General features: G+C 69.2%; 19 protein-coding genes and 1 pseudogene. 12 read left to right on the forward strand and 8 right to left on the reverse strand.

Features of this window, described 5'->3' with window-relative positions:
* The first annotated feature begins 136 nt into the window (after nt 1-136).
* Both JI739_RS07210 and nadB read left to right on the forward strand, forming a co-directional pair.
* The gene (locus JI739_RS07210; RefSeq protein ID WP_201683121.1) at nt 137-994 is read left to right on the forward strand and encodes a segregation and condensation protein A; all 858 of its coding nucleotides are present in this window, start codon (nt 137-139) and stop codon (nt 992-994) included.
* Between the two features lie 4 nt (nt 995-998).
* Nucleotides 999-2582, forward strand: a pseudogene (nadB, locus tag JI739_RS07215) (L-aspartate oxidase).
* Between the two features lie 20 nt (nt 2583-2602).
* Here nadB and nadA read toward each other — a convergent pair.
* On the reverse strand, nt 2603-3718 hold the full coding sequence (nadA, locus tag JI739_RS07220) for a quinolinate synthase NadA (protein ID WP_201683122.1): 1116 nt from the start codon (nt 3716-3718) through the stop codon (nt 2603-2605).
* 142 nt (nt 3719-3860) lie between these two features.
* On the opposite strand from nadA, the gene JI739_RS07225 reads away from it, so the two are divergent.
* Entirely contained in the window at nt 3861-4190 is a 330-nt protein-coding gene (locus JI739_RS07225; RefSeq protein WP_201683123.1) for a thioredoxin family protein, read from the forward strand.
* A gap of 6 nt (nt 4191-4196) precedes the next feature.
* On the opposite strand, the gene JI739_RS07230 is transcribed toward JI739_RS07225, so the two are convergent.
* The 4 genes from JI739_RS07230 to JI739_RS07245 form a co-directional block, all read right to left on the reverse strand.
* Nucleotides 4197-5192 carry an NAD(P)H-dependent glycerol-3-phosphate dehydrogenase gene (locus JI739_RS07230; RefSeq protein WP_201683124.1) on the reverse strand — a complete coding sequence of 332 codons (996 nt, stop codon included), beginning with the start codon at nt 5190-5192 and terminating at the stop codon, nt 4197-4199.
* A 2-nt stretch (nt 5193-5194) separates the two neighbouring features.
* Nucleotides 5195-5659 (reverse strand): protein-export chaperone SecB, encoded by a 465-nt coding sequence (gene secB, locus JI739_RS07235; RefSeq protein WP_201683125.1) that lies wholly within the window; start codon nt 5657-5659, stop codon nt 5195-5197.
* Between the two features lie 88 nt (nt 5660-5747).
* Nucleotides 5748-6005 carry a glutaredoxin 3 gene (gene grxC / locus JI739_RS07240; protein WP_201683126.1) on the reverse strand — a complete coding sequence of 86 codons (258 nt, stop codon included), beginning with the start codon at nt 6003-6005 and terminating at the stop codon, nt 5748-5750.
* A gap of 17 nt (nt 6006-6022) precedes the next feature.
* The gene (locus JI739_RS07245; protein ID WP_201683127.1) at nt 6023-6430 is read right to left on the reverse strand and encodes a rhodanese-like domain-containing protein; all 408 of its coding nucleotides are present in this window, start codon (nt 6428-6430) and stop codon (nt 6023-6025) included.
* A 77-nt stretch (nt 6431-6507) separates the two neighbouring features.
* On the opposite strand from JI739_RS07245, the gene gpmA reads away from it, so the two are divergent.
* The 3 genes from gpmA (at nt 6508) to JI739_RS07260 (ending at nt 9795) form a co-directional block, all read left to right on the forward strand.
* A complete protein-coding gene (gene gpmA / locus JI739_RS07250) occupies nt 6508-7254 on the forward strand; it encodes a 2,3-diphosphoglycerate-dependent phosphoglycerate mutase (protein WP_201683128.1) in 747 nt (248 codons plus the stop codon).
* A gap of 137 nt (nt 7255-7391) precedes the next feature.
* Nucleotides 7392-8837, forward strand: coding sequence for a S41 family peptidase (locus JI739_RS07255; RefSeq protein WP_201683129.1), 1446 nt, complete (start codon nt 7392-7394; stop codon nt 8835-8837).
* Between the two features lie 181 nt (nt 8838-9018).
* Nucleotides 9019-9795 carry a HesA/MoeB/ThiF family protein gene (locus JI739_RS07260; protein WP_201683130.1) on the forward strand — a complete coding sequence of 259 codons (777 nt, stop codon included), beginning with the start codon at nt 9019-9021 and terminating at the stop codon, nt 9793-9795.
* On the opposite strand, the gene JI739_RS07265 is transcribed toward JI739_RS07260, so the two are convergent.
* The 3 genes from JI739_RS07265 to JI739_RS07275 form a co-directional block, all read right to left on the reverse strand.
* Nucleotides 9784-11799, reverse strand: coding sequence for an AsmA family protein (locus JI739_RS07265; protein WP_201683131.1), 2016 nt, complete (start codon nt 11797-11799; stop codon nt 9784-9786). The genes JI739_RS07260 and JI739_RS07265 overlap by 12 nt on opposite strands.
* A 10-nt stretch (nt 11800-11809) precedes the next feature.
* Nucleotides 11810-12019, reverse strand: coding sequence for a hypothetical protein (locus JI739_RS07270; protein ID WP_201683132.1), 210 nt, complete (start codon nt 12017-12019; stop codon nt 11810-11812).
* A gap of 162 nt (nt 12020-12181) precedes the next feature.
* Nucleotides 12182-12814, reverse strand: coding sequence for a response regulator (locus tag JI739_RS07275; RefSeq protein ID WP_013902425.1), 633 nt, complete (start codon nt 12812-12814; stop codon nt 12182-12184).
* A 117-nt stretch (nt 12815-12931) separates the two neighbouring features.
* Between JI739_RS07275 and JI739_RS07280 the strand changes: the two genes are divergently transcribed.
* The 6 genes from JI739_RS07280 (at nt 12932) to gspG (ending at nt 18152) form a co-directional block, all read left to right on the forward strand.
* Entirely contained in the window at nt 12932-14302 is a 1371-nt protein-coding gene (locus tag JI739_RS07280; RefSeq protein ID WP_201683133.1) for a CHASE3 domain-containing protein, read from the forward strand.
* Between the two features lie 169 nt (nt 14303-14471).
* Complete coding sequence (locus JI739_RS07285) at nt 14472-14771, forward strand: DUF883 family protein (RefSeq protein WP_201683134.1); 300 nt, start codon at nt 14472-14474, stop codon at nt 14769-14771.
* A gap of 17 nt (nt 14772-14788) precedes the next feature.
* Nucleotides 14789-15157 carry a phage holin family protein gene (locus tag JI739_RS07290; RefSeq protein ID WP_201683135.1) on the forward strand — a complete coding sequence of 123 codons (369 nt, stop codon included), beginning with the start codon at nt 14789-14791 and terminating at the stop codon, nt 15155-15157.
* Nucleotides 15154-15765 carry a hypothetical protein gene (locus JI739_RS07295; RefSeq protein ID WP_201683136.1) on the forward strand — a complete coding sequence of 204 codons (612 nt, stop codon included), beginning with the start codon at nt 15154-15156 and terminating at the stop codon, nt 15763-15765. Before JI739_RS07290 ends, JI739_RS07295 begins: the two co-directional genes overlap by 4 nt.
* Nucleotides 15766-15934: 169 nt before the next feature.
* Nucleotides 15935-17587, forward strand: coding sequence for a SulP family inorganic anion transporter (locus tag JI739_RS07300; RefSeq protein WP_201683137.1), 1653 nt, complete (start codon nt 15935-15937; stop codon nt 17585-17587).
* Between the two features lie 94 nt (nt 17588-17681).
* A complete protein-coding gene (gspG, locus tag JI739_RS07305) occupies nt 17682-18152 on the forward strand; it encodes a type II secretion system major pseudopilin GspG (RefSeq protein WP_201683138.1) in 471 nt (156 codons plus the stop codon).
* Nucleotides 18153-18160 lie beyond the last annotated feature (8 nt).

An 18160-nucleotide genomic window follows, 5' to 3' on the forward strand; every position in this document is an offset into this window, starting at 1 on the left:
CCGCCAGGGAACACCCCCCGCGGGCGGCAGGCGCGGGTCCGGTTCAGTAACTCGGCGCGCGAGGGCGGTTCCGGCTTGTGGCCGGGGTGGCCTCGGTAGAATCCCGCACCCCACCAGGCGCCGCCGTCCTTTCCGCATGACCCAGCCCACCCGTTCCGCCAGCCTGCATGCGCCCTCGTCCGCCCCGGCCGGCGGCATGCCCGAGGTGGTCGACCAGGTGGCGCTGGCGCGGCTTTATGGCGAACCGCTGTTCGCCATGCCCACCGACCTGTACATCCCACCCGATGCGCTGGAAGTCTTCCTCGAAGCGTTCGAGGGGCCGCTGGACCTGCTGCTGTACCTGATCCGCAAGCAGAACTTCAACATCCTGGACATCCCCATGGCGGGGGTCACGCGCCAGTACCTGCAGTACGTGGACGAAATCCGCAGCCGCAACCTGGAGCTGGCCGCCGAGTACCTGCTGATGGCGGCCATGCTGATCGAGATCAAGTCGCGCATGCTGCTGCCGCCCAAGAAGACGGCGGAAGGCCAGGAGCCCGAGGACCCGCGGGCCGAGCTGGTGCGGCGGCTGCTCGAGTACGAGCAGATGAAGCTGGCCGCCGCGGGCCTGAACGAGCTGCCGCAGATCGGCCGCGAGGTGCTGCGGGCCCAGGTCTACATCGAGCAATCCCTGCAGCCGCGGTTTCCCGACGTGAGCGTGTCCGAGCTGCAGGACGCCTGGCGCGACATCCTCAAGCGCGCCAAGCTGGTCCAGCACCACAAGATCACGCGAGAGGAACTGTCGGTGCGCGAGCACATGAGCATCGTGCTGCGCAAGCTGCAGGGCCGCCGCTTCGTGGAGTTCGAGGAGCTGTTCGAGGTGGCGCGTGGCGTGCCGGTGCTGGTGGTCACCTTCATCGCCATGCTCGAGCTGGCCAAGGAGACGCTGATCGAGCTGACCCAGGCCGAGGCCTTCGCACCCATCTACGTGCGCCTGGCCTACCAGCCGGCCTGAAGGCATGGACCGCCCGTCCCCCCTCGATTTCGACGTGCTGGTCGTGGGCACGGGCCTCGCGGGCCTGGCGGCCGCGCTGCACCTGGCGCCCACGCACCGGGTGGCGCTGGTCACCAAGGGCGGCATCGAGGCCGGCGCCAGCGGCCGGGCCCAGGGCGGCATCGCCGCCGTGCTGGCGCCGCAGGACAGCTTCGACTCGCACGTGGAGGACACCCTGGTGGCTGGGGCCGGGCTGTCCGACCGAGAGGCCACCCGATTCGTGGTGGAACACGCGCCCGCCGGCATCGCCTGGCTGCAATCCCTGGGCGTGCCCTTCTCCCAAGCCGATGGCGAGCTGCGCCTGACGCGCGAGGGCGGCCATGCGCAGCGGCGCATCGTGCACGCGGCCGATGCCACCGGCGCCGCCGTGCAGCGCACGCTGGTCGAGCAGGTGCGGCGCACGCCCGGCATCACGCTGCTGGAGCGGCACGCACTGGTGGACCTCCTCACCTCCGGCTCGCCCGGCGAGCGCACGCGCCGCTGCCTGGGGCTCCACGCGTGGGACGAAGCGCAGGACCGGGTGCTCGCGCTGCGGGCACCGCACACGATCCTGGCGACGGGCGGGGCGGGCGCGGTGTACCAGCACACCAGCAACCCGGCCGGCGCCACCGGCGACGGCATCGCCGCCGCGTGGCGCGCCGGCTGCCGGGTGGCCAACATGGAGTTCATCTAGTTCCACCCCACCAGCCTGCACCACCCTCGGGAGCGCAACTTCCTGATCACCGAGGCGGTGCGCGGCGAAGGCGGGCGGCTGCTGCTGCCCGACGGCACGCGCTTCATGCCGGCCCACGACGCGCGCGCCGAGCTGGCGCCGCGCGACATCGTGGCCCGGGCGATCGATGCGGAAATGAAGAAGCACCGGCTCGATTGCGTGCGGCTGGACATCTCGCACCAGCCGCCTGATTTCGTCCGCGACCACTTCCCCAACATCCACGCACGCTGCCTTCAGCTGGGGATCGACATCACGCGCGAGCCGATCCCGGTGGTGCCCGCGGCGCACTACACCTGCGGCGGCGTGCTCACCGACCTGCGCGGGCGCGCCGACCTGGCGGGCCTGCATGTCATCGGGGAGGCCGCGTGCACCGGGCTGCACGGAGCCAACCGGCTGGCGAGCAATTCGCTGCTCGAATGCCTGGTGTTCGCGCGCGCGGCGGCCAGCGACATCGCAGCGTCCGCACCGGCACGGCAGACACGGCCGCTGCCGGATCGGGCGGACCACAGCCCTGGCGCAACCGGCGCGTCGAGCGCGGTCAGCCAAGCTCGCAACGAGCTGCGCCGCCTGATGTCGCAGGACGTGGGCATCGTGCGAAGCCGCGAGCGGCTCGAGCGGGCCGCCGCGCGCATCGCGTCGCTGCGGGCCGAGGTCCGCGCCGCCTGCGTGGATGCGCGAACGGATGGCGCGCTGCTGGAGTGGCGCAACCTGGTGACGGTCGCCGAGCTGATCGTGCGCTCGGCGCGGCAGCGGCCCGAGAGCCGCGGCTGCCATTTCAACAGCGACCAGCCGCGCACCCTGCCGACTGCGCGCCCGACGGTCCTGGACCCCAGCTGAGGCCCAGCGCCGCGGACTGTTCAGGCGGCGCCGATCTGCGGCACCAGCGCGCCGGCTGGCTCGCCATTGCGCAGAGCCGCGGTGAAGGCCAGCATGCGGTCGATGGGCAGCTTGGCGCGCTCGGCGAGCTTCGGGTCGACAAACACTTCGTGGGCGCCGGTCTCCAGCACGTGGGCCACGCCGGCCAACCCGTTCATGGCCATCCAGGGGCAGTGCGCGCAGCTCTTGCAGGTGGCGCTGTTGCCGCCGGTGGGCGCCTCGATGAAGGTCTTGCCGGGGTTGAGCGTGCGCAGCTTGTGCATCATCCCCGAGTCGGTGGCGATGATGAATTCGCGCGCGTCCATCTCGCGCGCGGCCTTGAGGATGGCCGAGGTCGAGCCCACCGCATCGGCCAGCGCGATCACATCCGGCGGCGACTCCGGATGCACCAGCACCTTGGCACCCGGGTGCTCCTTCATCAGCTCGGACAGCTCGAAGGCCTTGAACTCGTCGTGCACGATGCAGGCGCCGTTCCAGAACACCATGTCGGCGCCAGTCTGGCGCTGGATGTAGTTGCCCAGGTGGCGATCGGGCGCCCACAGGATCTTGTGCCCCTTGTCCTTGAGCGCGCTCACGATCTCCAGCGCGCAGCTGGAGGTGACCAGCCAGTCGGCCCGCGCCTTGACCGCCGCGCTGGTGTTGGCGTAGACCACCACCGTGCGGTCCGGGTGCTGGTCGCAGAACGCGCTGAACTCGTCGACCGGGCAGCCCAGGTCGAGCGAGCAGTTGGCGTCGGGGTCGGGCATCAGGATGCGCTTGTCGGGCGAGAGGATCTTGGCGGTCTCGCCCATGAAGCGAACGCCCGAGACCACCAGCGTGCTGGCCGGGTGGTCGCGGCCGAAGCGCGCCATCTCGAGCGAGTCACTGACGAGCCCCCCGGTCTCCTCGGCCAGGTCCTGCAAATCGGGATGCACGTAGTAGTGCGAGACCATCACCGCATTGCGCTCCTCGAGCAGGCGGCGGATGCGGCTCTTCAGTTCCTCACGTTCCTGCGGCCCCGGTTCGGGCGGCACACGTGCCCACGCGTGGCGCGTGTCGCAGGTGCCCCCCACGGGTTGCTCGTACTCGACGTCGATGATCGGGATGACAACGCTCATTCCTGGTTCCTGGGATCGCTTCCGATGCAGATGCGGCCTCGCGGGGGCGCATCAAGCCCGGCGATGGAATCGAAAGTCTCGGACAAACCCGCGAGCATAGCGGGCACGCTGGCGGCCTCGGCCGCGGCGACAAAATCGGCGAATGACAAAACCCTACACCCCCGATGAACCCACCCGGGACGAGGTCGATGCCTTCCCCGGCGGCGCGCTGCTCGAGTTCGGCACGAACTGGTGTGGCTGGTGCCAGGGCGCGCAGCCGCGCATCAGCGAGGCGTTGCGTGGCCACGAAAGCCTGCGGCACATCAAGGTCGAAGACGGCCCCGGCCGGCCGCTGGGTCGGTCGTTCCGCGTGAAGCTCTGGCCCACGCTGATCTTCCTGCGCGACGGCCGGGAGGTGGAGCGCCTGGTGCGACCCGGCGCAGCCGAGCCGATTCGAGAAGCGGTGGAACGCATCGACCCGGTGTCTACCTGAGCCCGCCTACCGTTCGGAGCGGGCCTGCCGCCCCATGAGCTCGGCCACGGCGGCGGCCGGCGGCAGCTCGCCATCGAGCAGGCGCACCACGGCGCTGGCGATGGGCATCTCCACGCCCAGCCGCGCGGCGCGTTCGACCACGGTGCGCGCGCAATACACGCCTTCGGCGACGTGGCCCAGCGATTGCACCGCCTGGTCCAGCGTGCGGCCCTGGGCCAGCAACAGGCCCACCCGGCGGTTGCGGCTGAGGTCGCCGGTGGCGGTGAGCACCAGGTCGCCCAGGCCGGAAAGCCCCATGAAGGTGTCGGGCCGCGCGCCCAGCGCCAGCCCGAGGCGGGTCATCTCGGCCAGGCCCCGGGTGATGAGCGCCGCGCGGGCATTCAGCCCCAGGCCCAAGCCATCGCACAAGCCCGTGGCGATGGCCAGCACGTTCTTCACCGCGCCGCCCACCTCGACACCGGGCAGGTCGTCGTTGGCATACACCCGCAGGGTTGCGCCGTGGAAGGTGTCCACGAGGGCGTCGCGAACGGACCCGTGCGGGCTGGCGGCGACCAGCGCGGTGGGCTGGCCGCGCGCGACCTCCAGCGCGAAGCTGGGGCCGCTCAGCGCGCCACCGGCCAGCCGCGGAGCGACTTGCGCCTGGATCTCGTGGCCGAGCAGCCCCGATCCCGCTTCCGCCTCGAATCCCTTGCAGACCCAGGCCGTGGGAACGGGCACGTCGCGCAGCAGCCCAAGCATGGCACGCAGGCCCGCCATGGGCGTGGCGATCACCGCCAGGTGGTGGGCGGCCACCAGCTGCGGCAGGTCTTGCGCGGACCCGTCCCGCACCAGCAGGCCGGCCGGCAAGGCGATGCCTGGCAGGTAGCGCCGGTTCTCGCGGCACGCGAGCAGCTCGCGCGCCTGGTCGGCGTCGCGCAGCCAGAGGGTGACCTCATGGCGCGCCGCCGCGCTGACGGCCAGGGCCGTGCCCCAGGCGCCGGCACCCAGCACGACCAGCTTCATGCTCAGGCGCTGGTGATGATGCCGGAGCCCTGCTGGTCCTGCTGCTGTGCCTGCTGCTGCTCGTACATGGCCTGGAAGTTGATCTCGGCCAGGTGCACCGGCGGGAAACCGGCGCGGGTGATGAGGTCGGCGACGTTGCCGCGCAGGTAGGGGTAGATGATTTGCGGGCAGGCGATGCCCATGACGGCGTTCATCTGGTCGGCCTCGAGGTTGCGGATCTCGAAAATGCCGGCCTGCTTGACCTCGGCCAGGAAGACGGTGCGTTCCTTGATCTTGGTGGTGACGGTGGCCGTCACGCAGACCTCGAACACGCCGTCGGCCGCTTGCGAAGCCTCCACGCCGAGCTGGATGTCGACGCCGGGCTGTTCCTGCTCGAGCAGGATGGCGGGCGAGTTCGGCTGCTCGAGCGAGGCCTCTTTCAAATACACGCGCTGGATCTGGAAGACGGGGTCTTGGGAGTCGGCCATGGAAGCTCTTTCAAAATGAAAACGCCCGGCCGAAGACCGGCCGGGCATCGGGACAGTCGGCGATTATCTCAGGGGCATCCGAGGCGCTTCAGCTGTTCAGCAGGGGCACCAGTCCGCCGCGGCCATCGAGCGCGATCAGGTCGTCGCAGCCGCCCACGTGCGTGTCGCCAATGAAGATCTGGGGCACGGTGCGGCGGCCGGTGATCTGCATCATGCGGGCTCGCTCTTCGGGATCGGCGTCGATGCGGATCTCATCGATCTGCTCGACGCCCTTGGACTTGAGGATCTGCTTGGCACGGATGCAAAAGGGGCATACGGCCGTGGTGTACATCTTGACGGGTTGCATGTCGTTGCGGTCGAGGTTCAGGCTTTTTCGACCGGCAGGTTAGCGTCTTTCCAGGCGCGCAGTCCGCCAGCGAGCACTTGGGCCTTCTCATAACCGAGTTTCTGGGCCAGGGCCAGCGCGCGTTGCGCGCGGCGACCCGTGGGGCAGACCAGGATCACCGGCAGGGCCTTGTTCTTGACCACCTCGGGCAGGCGCTTTTCGAACTGCTCCATCGGCACGTTGCGCGCGCCGGTGACATGGGCCTGGGCGTATTCGGCCGGGTCGCTCACATCCACCACCACGCCTTTTTCGCGGTTGATCAGCTGTACCGCGGCCGTGGGCGTGAGGCCCCCGCCCGGGCCGCGCCGCAACGTGGGCCACAGCAGCATTCCGCCGGACAGCAGGGCAATGGCGACAAGCGTCCAGTTATCGATCAGAAAGTTCACTTCGTTCCTTAGGTCCCCAGGGCAACCCGCGATTCTAGAATCCGCGGTTCCCTTCCACTCGAACAGGCGCCCTGCCCATGTACAAACTCGTGCTGATCCGCCACGGCGAATCGACCTGGAACCTCGAGAACCGCTTCACCGGCTGGACCGACGTGGACCTCACGCCCACCGGCATCGAACAGGCCAAGAACGCCGGCCGGCTGCTGCGCAGCGAGGGCTACGACTTCGACCTGGCCTGCACCAGCGTGCTCAAGCGAGCGACGCGCACCCTGTGGCACTGCCTGGACGAACTCGATCGCACCTGGCTGCCGGTGACGCACTCGTGGCGCCTGAACGAGCGCCACTACGGCGCGCTGCAGGGCCTGGACAAGGCCGAGACGGCCCGCAAGTACGGCGATGAACAGGTGCTGGTCTGGCGTCGCAGCTACGACGTGCCGCCGCCGGCCCTCGATCCGTCCGACCCGCGATCGGAGCGCGGCGACATCCGCTATGCCGGGCTCGCCCCCGAGCAGGTGCCGCTGACCGAGTGCCTGAAGGACACCGTGGCGCGGGTCCTGCCGTTCTGGAACGACACCCTGGCACCGGCCATTCGCTCGGGCCAGCGGCTGCTGGTCGCCGCGCACGGCAACTCCATCCGCGCGCTGGTCAAGTACCTGGACGGCATCTCCGACACCGACATCGTGGGCCTGAACATTCCCAATGGCATTCCGCTGGTTTACGAGCTCGATGCCGACCTGCGCCCAATCCGCAACTACTATCTGGGCGACGAACAGGCGGCCAAGGCGGCGGCGGCGGCGGTGGCCAGCCAGGGCCGGGCGCGCTAGGTCCCACGCCACGAAACCATCGAAGCGCGGTCTTTTTCCGCGCCTTGTGCTCAGGCGGGGGAACCACGAGGTAACCCGTGCGTCATAGGCGTATCGCGGGTGTATAAATCCCAGACTCTAGAGGACCCCTCACTTCCATGAGCCACAAGTTGAAGATTGCCGGCTGGATTTCCGTAGGCGCATTGGCCGGCGCGCTCACCACGGTTTCCCTCCAAACCGCCGCGCGTGGCTCCCTGGCCCCGCTCCCTCTCGAAGAACTGCAGCAGCTCGCCGCCGTGTTCGGCATGGTCAAGAGCGACTACGTCGAAGCGGTCGACGATCGCAAACTCATCAGCGACGCCATTGCCGGCATGGTGTCCAGCCTCGATCCGCACTCGCAGTATTTCGACAAGAAGTCCTTCAAGGAATTTCGCGAGGGCACCTCGGGCCGCTTCGTCGGCGTGGGGATCGAGATCGCGCAGGAAGAAGGCCTGGTGAAGGTGGTCTCGCCCATCGAGGGCAGCCCCGCATTCCGCGCCGGCCTGCAGCCGGGCGACCTGATCACCAAGATCGACGACACCGCGGTCAAGGGCCTGTCCTTGTCCGACGCGGTCAAGCGCATGCGCGGCGAGCCCCAGACCAAGGTGATGCTCACGATCTTCCGCAAGTCCGAGAGCCGCACCTTCCCGGTGACGATCACGCGTGAAGAAATCAAGACCGTGTCGGTCAAGGGCAAGGTGCTGGAACCTGGCTATGCCTGGATCCGCCTGTCGCAGTTCCAGGAACGAACGGTCGAAGACTTCGTGCGCAAGGTGGACGAGGTCTATCGCGCCGACCCCAACCTGAAGGGGCTGGTGCTGGACCTGCGCAACGACCCGGGCGGCCTGCTCGATGCGGCCGTGGCCATCTCGGCGGCCTTCCTGCCCGAAGGCGTGCCCGTGGTCTCGACCAACGGGCAACTGCCGGAGAGCAAGTCCACCTACAAGGCCTCGCCCGAGCACTACATGCGGCGCCCCGGTCTCGACCCGTTGCGCCGGCTCCCCGCCGCGATCAAGAACGTGCCCCTGGTGGTGCTGGTGAACGAGGGCTCCGCCTCCGCCAGCGAGATCGTGGCCGGCGCCCTGCAGGACCACAAGCGCGCGATCGTGATGGGCAGCCAGACGTTCGGCAAGGGATCGGTGCAGACGGTGCGCCCGCTCGGCCCCGACACCGGCTTGAAGCTCACCACTGCCCGCTACTACACGCCCAGCGGCAAGTCCATCCAGGCGCTGGGCATCGTGCCCGACGTGCTGGTCGACGAGAGCCAGGAAGGCAACGTCTTCGCCATGTTGCGCACCCGCGAAGCCGACCTGCTCAAGCACCTGAACAACGGCAACGGCCAGCCGGAGGTGAAAGACCCCGCCCGTGAGAAAGCCCGCGAGGAAGCGCTGCGGCGCGCCGAGGAAGAAGCCCGCAAGCCGGTCGCCGAGCGCGCCAAGATGCCCGAGTTCGGCAGCGACACCGACTTCCAGCTCAAGCAGGCGCTCAACCATCTCAAGGGGCAGCCGGTCCTGATCAGCAAGACCCAGGTGATCGAGGACAAGACGGCGAAGAAGGACAACTGATCCTCTGGGGGTCAGGGGCTGGGGGCCAGGGGTTACGGACCACCCCGGCGCGCGCCACCCGCCCCACGGCCTCCACCGATTGACACAGCCCCTGGACTTCCCCAGGGGCTGTGTCTTTGGACCTTCGCGAAGCCCGTGTCCCCCTGGCTCCCAGGCCCCAGCCCCTCACCCCTCAAAAGAAGTGACCAACGACCAATTGCTGCGCTACTCACGCCACATCCTGCTCGACGAGATCGGGGTGGAGGGGCAGGAGCGGCTGGCGCGGGCGCGGGCCCTGGTGATCGGGGCGGGTGGGCTGGGATCGCCCGTGGCGCTGTACCTCGCCAGTGCGGGGGTCTCGCTCACGCTGGTGGACGCCGATGCGGTCGATCTGACCAACCTGCAGCGCCAGATCGCCCACAACGTGGAGCGGCTGGGGCAGGCCAAGGTCGACTCGGCACGCGTGGCCGCGCTTGCCATCAACCCCGAAGTCGACGTGCGCGCGCTGGAACTGCGTGCCGACGCGAAGATGCTCGATGAACTGGTCCCGGCGTCGCAGGTGGTGCTGGACTGCACCGACAACTTCGACACCCGCCACGCGATCAACGCCGCCTGCATGCGGCACGGAGTGCCGCTGGTGTCCGGGGCGGCCATCCGCTTCGACGGACAGGTCTCGGTGTTCGATCCGCGCGAGGCGTCCTCGCCCTGCTATGCCTGCGTCTTTCCACCCAGCCAGGCGGTGGAGGAGGCCCGCTGCGCCACCATGGGCGTCTTCGCGCCCCTGGTGGGCATCATCGGCAGCACGCAGGCGGCCGAAGCGCTCAAGCTGCTGGCCGGCACGGGGCGCCCGCTCACCGGGCGCCTGCTGATGCTGGACGCCTTGCGCATGAACTGGAGCGAGATCCGCGTGCCTCGCGACCGCGAGTGTCCGGTCTGCGCGGACCGTGCCGGTCCGGCTGATTCCGCGCTACCGGCCTGACGCCGCGCGCGCAGCCGCCGCGGAAGCGGGAACGGGCGGTGCCGGCACCGGCGGCGGCTTGTTGGGCGTGGCCGCCTGCTTGAGCACGGCGCCGCAGTCGGCGTCCTCGCCAGGACCGGTCTCGATCGTGGCCGCCAGCGCCAGCAGCGGATTGATCGCACCCAAGGCGATCGCCGCTGCGGCCCGGGCGACGAGCGGCCCCTTCTCGATGCCGCCCTCCGGCGCGCCCAGGGTGCCGGAGAGCTTGAGCGGCGAGCGCAGGGCCAGGATGCTCGCATCCTTGGGATAAGGCCGGAAGATCAGGTCCAGGCGCTCGTCGGCCAGGTTGATGGTGCCCTGGCCGTAGATCACCGTATCTACCGTGTCCAGCACCAGGGCCCTCGAGCTCATCAGGCCGTCCTTGACATGGAAGGCGGCGGCGGCGCAGCGCAGCTCGACGCGCTGGTCACGGCCCAGCAGGAAACGCACGATCTCCGCGCCGTCCAGACCCGCAAACTCCAACAGGAGGTTGCTGATGCGCCCGCGCCCGAGCAGCAGCGCGACATCGCCCGAGGCGGAGCCCAGCATCTGGGCCACGCTGGCGCCCCGCCCTCCGAGCGCGACGCGGCCGTGCACCTGGCCCACGCTGGCACGGTTCAGGTCCACCGCCGGGAACAGGCGCTCCAGGTTCAATCCCCGCACCTGGAGCTGCAGCGCGAACTCGGCAGGCTTTTGCCGCCCGCTCACCCGGAAGCTTCCGGTCAAGCGCCCGCCGGCGAGTCCCGCATCCAGGGGTTCGAGCTGGAGCAGTCCGTCCTGCAGGCGCACATGCACCGACAGCCGGTCCACGGGCACGGGCTTGGCATCCACCACCCGGTCCGCGGCGAAGCGGACGTCGGCGTCCATGCTGCGCAACCGGCTCAAGTCGAGCGGGGCACGTGGCAACACCTGCCGATCCCCCTGGGCCGGCCGGGCTCCGCGGCGGGCGCGCGGTGCGTCCTCGCGCTTGCCGATCAGGGGCGCCAGGTCATCGAAGTCCAGCCGACGCGATTGCAGCGAACCCACCAGCACCGGCTTGTCGCCCGAGACGTCGTAGCTCATCTCGCCGCGCAGGTCCGTGCGGCCGAGCGTGCCCCGCAGCTCGGAGGCGCGCCACACCGCCCCTTGCCGCTGCAGCCGCCCTTCGACCGTATACGGCGGCGTCTCCGGCAGGGCGATGCCGACCAGGCGGTACAGCTCGGCCAGGTCGCGGCCGCGCATGGCCACGCTCAGGTCCGCCCCATCGAAGGTGGCCAGGCTCACCACGCGACCGGCCATGCGCAGCGAACTGCGGCCCGAGGTGGCGAAGATCTCGAGGGGTAAGGGGTTGCCCAGCCCTTCGCGCAGTGCCAGCACGTTGCCCGAGCGGCCTTCCAGCACGAAGTTCTCCCCGTGCCACCGACCGCCGCCGCGGAAACTGAGCGGAAGCAACTGCGGGCCCTGGCCGGCAGCGGGCGCATCCATGGCGAAATCGGCCTGCACATCGGCGCCCTGATGCTGGGCGATGTAGCGCAACTGCCCCCGGTCCACTTCCATCGCTCCCACCACGATCGCGCTGTCTTCCTGGCCCTCACGCTCGAGGGTCCAGGTGCGCCGTCCGTCCGGCAACAGCTCCAGGCCCAGGCGCGGCTGGCTCATGGCGATGAGCGGTAACTCCAGGCGCCAGCGCGTGAGCAACGGCCACAGGCGCACCTCGGCCTCGACCCGTTCCGCCTCGATCAAGTTCGGTTCGGTGGCCCAGGGTGGATTGCCGAACACCAGCCCGTCAGCCACGATGCGGATATGCCAGCCGATGTCGACATCGAGCCGACGCGTGATTTCGAAATGACGCCCCGTCCGCTCGGACACATAGCGGTTGATCGGTCCTCGCAGCCAGTCCCACGGAAAGAGGGCCACCGCGAGCACCAGGGCCACGACGATGACCAGCACCACGGTCAGCGCCCGCCGCCATCGCGGCCCCAGGCCGCCGATGGCGCGTGCGCTCATGGCCATGGTGTCAGCGGGCCCCCAGCAGGGCCACCAGGCGGCGCAATTCGTCGACGACCCGCTCGTCTTCGCCGCCGCCGCCGTTGTCGGTCATGCCGTAATGCGTCGGTGGAATCGGCTGGATGCCTGCGCCACCGGGTTGCCCGAGGGCCAGCAACCCGGCCAGCAGCAAGGTGCCGAAGAAGATCATCATTGAGCCGACCAGAATCCTCACTGCCATGCTTTCTCGCCGGCTTGCCCGGCTCCGATGCAGTGTGGCCCGGCGCAGGGCGGCGGCGGGTCGGTGCGCCACGCTTGGGCCTGTGAGCGCCAGCCTACGAGCTCTGCGGCGCAGCCGGAGGGGCAGACACCCGGCGCCCGAGAGAGTCTCGACAAGTCTCGGTCAATCGATCAGTTTGTTCTTGAGTGCGTAATACGTGAGATCACTGTTCGACGCCAGAGACATCTTTTCCATTAGGCGAGTGCGATAGGTACTCACCGTTTTGACTGACAGGGACAATGCTTTCGCAATATCTCCGGCGGTCTCGCCTTTGGCCAGCTTGAGAAATACCTGGAACTCGCGTTCCGAAAGCTGCTCGTGCGGTGCGCCGCCCTCCTTGCGATTGAGCTGCTGCGCGAGCAACTCGGCAACCGCCGGAGAAATGTAGCGACGACCGAGCGCAATGGTGCGGATCGCGTTGACGATCTCCATCGGCTCGCATTCCTTGTTGAGGTATCCGCTGGCCCCCTGGCGAATGAGGTTCATCGCGTAGTGCTCCTCCGGGTATCCCGAAAGGATCAGGATGCCCACATCGGGGGCCTTGGCGCGGATCATGCCCAGGGCGTCGATGCCACTCTGGCCTGGCATGGACAAGTCCATCACCAGCACATCCAGCTCGGTGGTGCGGACGAGATCGATGGCTTCGCGGCCACTTGCAGCCTCGCCCACCACACGCAAATCCACCTGCTCGGAAAAGAACTGCTTCAGTCCCGACCGCACGATGGCATGGTCATCCACAATGCCGACTTTGATCATGTCTTTTCTCTTTCCTTCGTCGTTGCCCGGAATACCGAGGTCAACCGAATTGGCCTACCCTTTTAACATGACGAGTCTGGATTCTATGCAGATCGGCTCTGTAATGGAGGGGTTCTGATGCCGCTCGGCGCGCTGCCGAAGGCGACGATCAATCTCATCCTTGCGGTGGTCGCCGTGGTCGTATTGATCGGCATCAGCGAAACAGGCTTCCAGCGGTCCACGGCCGCGCTCACGGAGATCTCCGACGCGGCGCGTACACGCAGCGCGCTCAACCAGACCCTCCAGCTCGTGCTGGACGCCGAAACCGGCTCGCGCGGCTACCTGCTCACCGGCGACCCGGCCTACCTGGAACCCTACAACCGGGCCGTGACCGAGATCGGGCAAACCCTGGACACCCTGCGCGGCGTGTACGTGGAAGACGGGCAGGCGCAGGCCACGCTCTCACAAGTTGCCCGCGAGGTGCAGCGCAAGCTGGCCGAGATGGACCTGCTGGTGCGCATGCGCCAGCAGGGCAACGAGGACGCCTGGAAATTCGTGCTCATGAGCGACATCGGCAAGCAGCACATGGACGTGATCCGCAGCCAGGTGGCGGCGCTCATCGCGACCGCCAACGAACGCATCGCGGCCAGCCAGGCGCAGGTGCGCGACTCCCTGCTGCTGGCGCGCGTGGGCATCGCGGCCGTGGCGGTGGTGGCCTTGCTGGCGTTCTACCTGTATTTGCGCCAGAGCAGCGCCTTGAAGGCCGCCGGTGAGCGCCAGCAGCAGGCGCTGCAGGCCGAGCGTGACCTGCTGGAGCGGCAGGTGCGGGAGCGCACGGCCTCGCTCACCGAGCTGGCGACCCACCTGCAGCAGGTGCGCGAGCAGGAGCGCGGACACCTCGCACGCGAACTGCATGACGAGCTCGGCGCCCTGCTCACCGCGGCCAAGCTCGACGTCGCCCGCCTCAAATCGCGCCTGGGCACGCCCGCTCCCGAAGTCACCCAGCGACTGCAGCACCTCACCGAGACGCTCAACAGCGGCATCGCACTCAAGCGCCGCATCATCGAGGACCTGCGCCCTTCCTCGCTCACCAACCTCGGCTTGTCGGCGTCGCTGGAGATCCTGGCGCGCGAGTTCTCCGAGCAGTCCGGCGTCGAGGTGGTCACCAACCTCGAGTCCGTCGAACTCGACGAATCGCGCCAGATCACGGTGTACCGGCTTGTGCAGGAATCGCTCACCAACATCGCGAAGTACGCCGAGGCGAGGCACGTGGAGATCAGCGTGCACAGCTATACCAACGTGGTCGAGGTGACGGTGCGCGACGACGGCAAGGGCTTCGACGTGGTTCGCATGCGGCCGTCCACCCATGGGTTGGCCGGAATGCGCCACCGGGTCGAGTCCGCGGGTGGCCGCCTGAAGCTCACCTCGTCCCCTGGCCAGGGCACGCGCGTGGTGGCGGTGCTGCCGCAAGGCGGGGCCGTGCAGCCGGCGCCGGTTACGATGTCCTGAACTGCTCGTCCGCGGGTGGGAAGGCTCCTACATGGGCACCCTGCCACTGCCGACATGCAGTCACGCCACGCGCCGATCGGGGACGGCTGACCTTGAGCCGTACCCTCAGTCGCGTGACCTGACAACAGGCTGCTCGCCCGAGCGGCCGCAACAACCGAGAGGACCACCCATGTTCAACAAGAGCCAGAACAGCCGACGTGCCGACGACCTCGCCGCCTCCGCACACAAAGCCATCGACGGCACGCGCGAAGTCGCCGCCCAGGCGCTCGAGCGTGCGGCCGAACGCATGCGCGACCTGCGCTATGGCGTGTCCGACACCGCCAGTGCCGCCCAACGGCAAATGAACCAGTACGCCGACGTGACCAGCCGCTACGTCGCCGAGCAGCCGGTGAAGGCCGCGCTGATGGCCGCGGCCGTGGGAGCCCTGGTCATGGCCGTGGTCTTGATGGCCCGCCGCAACGACCACTGAACCCGGGAGGCCCGACCATGCATCCCATCCTCTCCGTATTGATCCGGCGACCCGAACTCGTGTCCGATCACTTGTCCAGTTATGCGGGTCTGATCCGGGAGGAGGCGGCGCAGGTCGGCGCCGAAGTGGCCAAGCGGGCGGTCGCCGGTGCCATTGCCGCCGTCTGCGGCCTGGTCTTCCTGGTGCTCGCCGGTGTGGCTGCCATGCTGTGGGCGTTGACTGGGTTCCACTGGATGCTGGTGATCGCCCCGGGCGTCTTCCTGGTGGTTGCCGCCATCGCGGGCATGCAGGCCATGCGCAAGCTCCCACAGGCGGCCTTCCGCGAAACGCGCTCGCAACTCAGTGCCGACGCGCAGACCCTGCAAGCCCTGGGAGCGCGGTCATGAGCGAGTACGGCGACCGGCTCGCCCAATCCCGCCTGGCCATCCTCGAATACGTCCAGCAGCGGCAGGACCGCCCGGGCATGCTGCGGTCGGCCTTCAACAAGGTGGCCCAGGCTGCCGGTTTCGGTCATGGCGCCGCGCGCGACGAGCACAGCCCCGAGGCCGCCTACGAGCGTGCCGAGGAGCGCGAGGAAGAACGCGCCACCCGCATGCGCATGGAGGCCGCCGAGCGCGCGGAATCCGAACCGGTCGGCGTCGCGGGACCGGCCGACACGGCCACCCGGAAGGCCCGGCGCGCTGATCGCCTGTTCAGCGGCCGCTTCGCCGGCCTGGGGGACGCGGGCCGCGCGTACTGGCAACACCATCCGGCGCGCCTGGTGGTCGAACTCGCCACGCCCACCCTCTCCTCTTACGGGCAGCGCCATCCGGTCAACTTCCTGCTGGTCGCGGCAGCGGCCGGCGCGCTGGTCTACCTGGCACGCCCCTGGCGCCTGATCTCGGTCACTGGCCTGGCCATGGCTGCCCTGCGGTCGCCGCAGCTGTCCTCGGCCCTGATCTCGGCCATCTACGGTTCCGGCCCCGAAGACGCGCCGCCTCCCCCGCCGGCCTGATCTCGGCGGCGCTCGACCAGGAGGAAGGCCGGAGGGCCTGCGCCCCCGGGCTTTCGCCATGCAGGCGGCTCGGCGGCTGAACGGCCCCTGGAATGCGCCGCCCGTGCCGCCCCGCCCGACTCGGCTCTCCGGGGGCCCGCGACCATCGAGCGATTAAGCTCGGCGCCTCATGCGTTCCCTCAGATCCTGGTTCCCCTTTCTGGACTGGCCGCGCCTGGACGGCACCCTGCTGCGCGGCGAGCTGTCGGCCGCCATCACCATCGCGGTGGTGATGATTCCGCAGTCGGTGGCCTATGCAGGCCTGGCCGGCATGCCGCTGGTCACCGGCCTCTATGCCACCTTCCTTCCCGCGCTCGCGGCGGTCCTGTTCAGCCGGTCCACGCGCCTGTCGGTCGGCCCCTCGGCCCTGAGCGCGGTGCTGGTCGGCGCCTCGCTGGTGGGCATGGCCGAACCCGGCAGCGCCCAATGGGTGGCGCTCGCCATGTGGCTGGCGCTGCTGTCGGGCGCGCTGCAACTGGCGGTGGGCGCGAGCGGGGCGTCGTGGGTCCTCAACCTGGTGAGCTCGCCGGTCCTGGCGGGTTTCAGCCAGGCCGCCGCGGTGCTGATCATCGCCTCGCAGCTGCCGGCCCTGATCGGCCTCGACGGCAAGCTCACGGCCCTGCTGCAGTCGCCGCGTATCCAGTGGGAAGCGTTGGGCTACGGCGCGTGCTCCCTGGCGCTGTTCGAGATCGGCAAGCGCTGGCTGCCACGGCTGCCGATGGTGCTGCTGGTGCTGGCCGCCACGGCCGCCCTGAGTGCCTGGACCGGCTTCGCCCAGCGGGGCGCGGTCATCGGGGCGCTTCCTGCGGGGTTTCCGGCCTTCCACCTTCCCGGGCTCCTGCCCTGGGAGCAGTTCGCGTCCCTGGTCGCGCCCGCGCTGGTGCTCACGCTGGTCACCTCCCTGGAAATGGCGGCGAGCGCCAAGATCGAGAGCCAGCGCGAGGGACGGCGCTGGGACGCCAGCCAGGACCTGATCGGCCAGGGCATGGGCAAGTTCGCGGCGGCGTTCTCTGGCGCCTTCCCCGTCAGCACCTCGTTCTCGCGCTCGGCCCTGACGCTCTATGCGGGCGCGCGCACGGGCTGGGCCACGGTGCTCGCCACGGGCGTGGTGATGCTGGTGCTGCTCTATCTCACGCCGGCGCTGTACCACGTGCCGCAGGCGGTCCTGGCGGCTGTGGTGATCGCGGCGGTCATGGGGCTGATCAAGCCGCGCGTCTTCACGCAGCTGTGGAAGCTGCACCGGATCGAAGCCCTCATCGCGGCGACCACCTTCGCCGTCACGCTGCTCTCGGCGCCGCGCATCTACTGGGGCGTGCTGACCGGCGTCGTCCTGGGCCTGGTGCACTTCCTGCACCACCGGCTGCACCCGCGCATCATCGAAGTGGGCCTGCACCCGGACGGCAGCCTGCGCGACCGGCACTTGTGGAAGCTGCCCGCGATCGCGCCCGACACCTTCGCCCTGCGCATGGACGACGAACTCGACTTCGCCTCCGCCAGCGCATTGGAGCGCCGTGTCATCGAGCACCTGGCGCTGCATCCCGGGGTCAGGCACGTGTGCCTGTTCGCGCAGCCGATCAACCGCATCGATGCCACCGGCGTCGAGATGTTCGGGCAGCTGCGCCGGTTCCTGGCGAGCCGCCAGATCATGCTGCACATCAGCGGCATCAAGCTGCCGGTCGAGACCATGCTGCACCGAGCGGGCGAGCTGGGCGACGACCCGCTGCTGCGAACCTACCGGACCGACGCCGAGGCCCTGGCAGCGTTGGCCGCCACGCGCGGTTGAGGCCAGCACGACGCCTTTCCGGTCGCGTGAGCGCACCAGGCGAGCGGGCCGCCGCAGCACGCCCGCCTAGAATGGACTTCTTTCGTACTAATCCATGGCGCCAGCCGTGGCCAGGGAGGTCCCCTTGTCTCGTCCGAATCCTCAGGCGCTTGCCACGGCCGGCTTCACCCTGCTCGAGCTGCTGGTCGTGGTGGCCATCATCGGCCTGCTCGCAGCCTATGCCGGTCCGCGCTACTTCGGCCAGATCGGCAAATCGGAGCAAGCCGTCGCCCGCTCACAGGTCGAGGGCTTTCACCGCGCCCTCGCCGGCTACCGGCTGGACATGGGCAGTTTCCCCAGCTCCGAAGAGGGACTGGCCTCCCTGACGGGCATGCCGCCCACTGCCGCGGCGGGAGCTGCGACTTGGCGCGGCCCCTACCTGAGCAAGGCCGTCCCGCTCGACCCATGGGGCCGACCCTACATCTACCGCAACCCGGGCGTTCGCGGGGACTACGACCTGCTGTCCTACGGCAAAGATGGCCAGCCGGGCGGCAGTGGCGACGCCGCCGATATCGGCCCCGACTAGAGCGGCGT

Source organism: Ramlibacter aurantiacus (assembly GCF_016722895.1).
GTDB lineage: Bacteria > Pseudomonadota > Gammaproteobacteria > Burkholderiales > Burkholderiaceae_C > Ramlibacter > Ramlibacter aurantiacus.